This is a genomic window from Celeribacter persicus, assembly GCF_003050785.1.
Taxonomy (GTDB): Bacteria; Pseudomonadota; Alphaproteobacteria; order Rhodobacterales; family Rhodobacteraceae; genus Celeribacter; species Celeribacter persicus.
Map to the genome: position 1 here is coordinate 1 of NZ_QAOH01000063.1, position 3,369 is coordinate 3,369.

At 56.9% G+C, this 3,369-nt stretch carries 2 protein-coding genes and 2 pseudogenes; 1 reads left to right on the plus strand and 3 read right to left on the minus strand.

Annotated elements, in window-relative coordinates:
- Positions 1–265: hypothetical protein (locus C8N42_RS21810; RefSeq protein ID WP_211309237.1), on the plus strand; the 265-nt coding region annotated here is incomplete at its 5' end.
- Positions 266–385: 120 nt separating this feature from the next.
- Here the strand turns inward: C8N42_RS21810 and C8N42_RS22040 are convergent.
- The 3 genes and pseudogenes from C8N42_RS22040 to C8N42_RS22250 form a co-directional block, all read right to left on the minus strand.
- Positions 386–1,358, minus strand: a pseudogene (locus C8N42_RS22040) (IS3 family transposase); the annotation flags it as partial.
- A gap of 44 nt (positions 1,359–1,402) precedes the next feature.
- Positions 1,403–2,763: pseudogene (locus C8N42_RS21005) on the minus strand (IS110 family RNA-guided transposase).
- 89 nt (positions 2,764–2,852) lie between these two features.
- Entirely contained in the window at positions 2,853–3,302 is a 450-nt protein-coding gene (locus C8N42_RS22250; protein ID WP_425430544.1) for a transposase, read from the minus strand.
- Between the last annotated feature and the right edge of the window lie 67 nt (positions 3,303–3,369).

Here is a 3,369-nt window from a genome sequence, read left to right on the forward strand (position 1 = left end):
GTATCATCCAACATCAGCTCTGACCGTCAATCAGCCTTTTGTTCTCAACATGTTCTCTCAAAAGCCCAAATATGCAGCTTCGGGCCAGCCAGGCCATGTTGGGGAAATGAAGGTGAGTGATTGGCCGAACCGTAGAGGTTCGGTTCGACTTTTACTCATTGAGCGACCCGCGCCGGTTCCCTCTCTGAATCGTCATTACCCATTTCTGTTCAGGATTCTTCTGTTTCGAAAGCCGTATGACAAATGTATCGGATTTGATGCGTAGGTTGCGGGCGATCTGAACGCCTTTCTAAAAATTCTCGCGGGCATCGACGGTTGGTCCTTGGACAACTTCCGTGTGGCCATGGTTGATGGCGTGACGCCGCACGGGGCGCATCTCTTTCCGGCGATGCCTTACGAAAACTTCCGCCACATGAGCGAGAGCGACATTCGTGCGCTTGCGTTTCGGGTCGTAGAACAGCCCGATGTACTCAAAGACATCGCGTCGAGCGGCTTCGCGGGTTCGGTAGGTCCGCCGTCTGATTTTCTCCCGTTTCAGCACCTGAAAGAAGCTCTCGGCTACCGCATTCTGCGCCTGTAAATGATCCCCCGGATCATGTACTCCGCTGGCGCGGACCAGCTTGATTTCATGGCAGTTGCCCCTGCGGCTCATCGAGTGCCCCAATCCGTTCTCTTGTAGGAACGCGGCTCATTCGCGGCTTGTGAACTGAGCGCCCAGATCTGAATGCACCAGCAAGCCCTGATCTGGTTTGCGCCGCCAGATCGCCATAAGAAGAGCCTGCACAGCAAGCTCAGACGTCTGGCGGGAGTGAACTGCCCACCCGACCACGCGCCGAGAGAATAGATCGATGATCACAGCGAGATAGGCGAAACCTTCGTGCGTCCTGATGTAGGTGATATCACTCGACCATTGTTCTTGAACCAATGGCGGACAATGTCTCGTCCCATGCCCGATCCGGAGCCGCCACGTCGGCCTGCCGGTTCAGCGTATTGTCCACGACGACAGAGGGCTTTCCACTATACTGGCCGGGCTTCTTCCTATAGCCGATCTGCGCCTGAATGCCCGCAAGGCGAGCCAGCCGCGCTACTCGGTTCTCGGACACGGCCTCGCCCATCTCGATCAGATCGTCATGGATCTTGCGATATCCATAGTTCTTGCCGCTGTCGGTCCAAGCCTGCTTGGCCTGTGCTATTTGTCGTTCTTTTTCGAGCGCTCGCTGGCTCAACGGCTCCTTGATCCAGGCATAGAAACCGCTCGGATGGACGCTGAGTATTTTGCATAGAATGCGGACGGGATGCTGCTGACGGTGCGCAGCGATGAAGGCGTGCCTCACTTTGCATCCCTGGCGAAGTACGCGCTCGGCATTGCCTTCGGACCAATAGCGGACAAGCCTTGCCCTTCCTAAGAAACAGCCTCGACGCTTGAGATGGGGGTTAGGGCAAACCCCATGGTCTTGGCGCGTCGCTGGAGATTTGACAGAACGCGTTTCCTATGTCGCTCGTCGTAGGCCACGGCCCCCTGATCCTGATAGGTCATACCGTGGCGGATGGCATTATAGAACAGGACAGCGATTTTGCGTGCGGTCGCTGTGACTGCCTTCTGCTTACCGATCCGCGCCGAGAGGCGTCGATAGAACGCGCCCAAGGCTGTGTCGCTTTGCCCAATCGTGACGGCAGCCAGACGCAGAAGTGCAGCGGCGCGGCTTGACGATCGGCGTGTCCGTGAGGACAGCAATTTGCCACCAGATATCTTGTTGCCTGGAGCCAAGCAGAGCCACGACGTGAAGTGCTTGGCGCTCTTCCAGGCTCGCAGGTCCGTGCCGCATTCTGCCACCAGCTTCAGGGCCAGCGATGGTCCAAGGCCGTGGATCTGCGTCAGGTCTGTGCCCAGCACCCCGTAAAGCGCGGCCCGCACATCAAAGGACGGCGCGTTGTGCTGCTTGCCCTTGATCCGTGCCTTCGGCAGCGGAGCCAGATCAGCCCCAGCCCGGACAGTCAAAGCCGCGACTGCCGCTTCCAGCTTCCGGTCGCATGTCTCGATCTGGGTCTTGTAGAAGTCGTAAAGTTCCAGAGACTGTGTCAGGGAAAAGACGTGCTCTTCACGGTCATTACCGACCAGCGCGGCTTTGATTGTGTCGATAGATGATTTGCAACGGACATCCCGGAAAGCGGCAAGAACTTCAGGATCGCGCTCGCCTCCAACGATGGCACGGATGATCCGCATACCCGTTGCGCCGGTGATGTCGGAAACGACGTGGTGTAGCTGCAGGTTCATCTCCATCAGCGCCTTCTGCATGTGTTGGATATGAGCGGCGGCATACTCGGTGAGCCGTTCCCTTTGCCGCATGTAGGCGCGTAGGGTGGCGATCTCTGCCTCAGGACGGAAACTGCCACGAAGAGGCCGTAGGAGTGCAACTGGCGCAGCCATCCCGCATCGCTCGCATCGGTTTTGCGACCGGGCACGTTCTTGGCATAGCGGGCATTCACGAGGATAACCTCGAAGCCATTCGCCTCCAGGATTTCGAAGGCTGGTATCCAGTAAACGCCGGTCGACTCCATCGCCACGCTGGTGACACCGCACGACCGCAGCCAGGCGGCGAGATCGTGCAAGTCTTGAGTAAATGTCCCAAAGGCGCGCACAGGCATAACGTCGGCGTAAGGTTTCACTGCCGCCATGTGCATCGTCGATCCGATGTCGATCGCAGCCGCATTAGGATTGACCATCGTCAGGTCCGGGTGGTCGCCGGTCTGGGACTTTGTCATGACATCTCCTCCGTTCAAGCCGAAGGGCGTGGGCCATGCAAGTTCATCATCTTCCTAACCGGGATCGCCGCTAAGCGGCGTCACCACTCTCAAGTGCGCATCAGCCCATGTACCACGTTTTTTAACGGGGTCTGACCCACCAATAAGCTATCGGCATCTGTCCTTCGCGATGAGTGTAGCACAAGCTGTTTATACTGCACGCAGGCGGGCAACGGCCCGGAACGGTTTTTTAGAATGTCGCGCTCTTCAGTGACCCGAGCGAGTTCCTTTTTACGCCGCCGGATTTCGACCTCTTGGTCTGTCTGCCTTTGTGGCTTCGAAAATTGCGCTATCCAAGTGTAGAGAGATTTTGTGCTGATGCCGAGCCAGTCAACCACATCCTTGACTGAATAGCCACGCTTTGACCTGAGCCACAGCGTCGATCTTGAACTCTTCTGAGTAGCGAATTTACTCTGACATTTGCGCCTTCCTTTGCTTCCAAAATTACCAAGCAAAGCGCCAACAAATCTAGGGGGGCTCTGTTGCAAACTTTGCCACAAGTCGCACTTACGCCTCGGACAGACACATTTATGCTGCGAGCTGTTTCTCCAGCCAGGCCATTGTTTC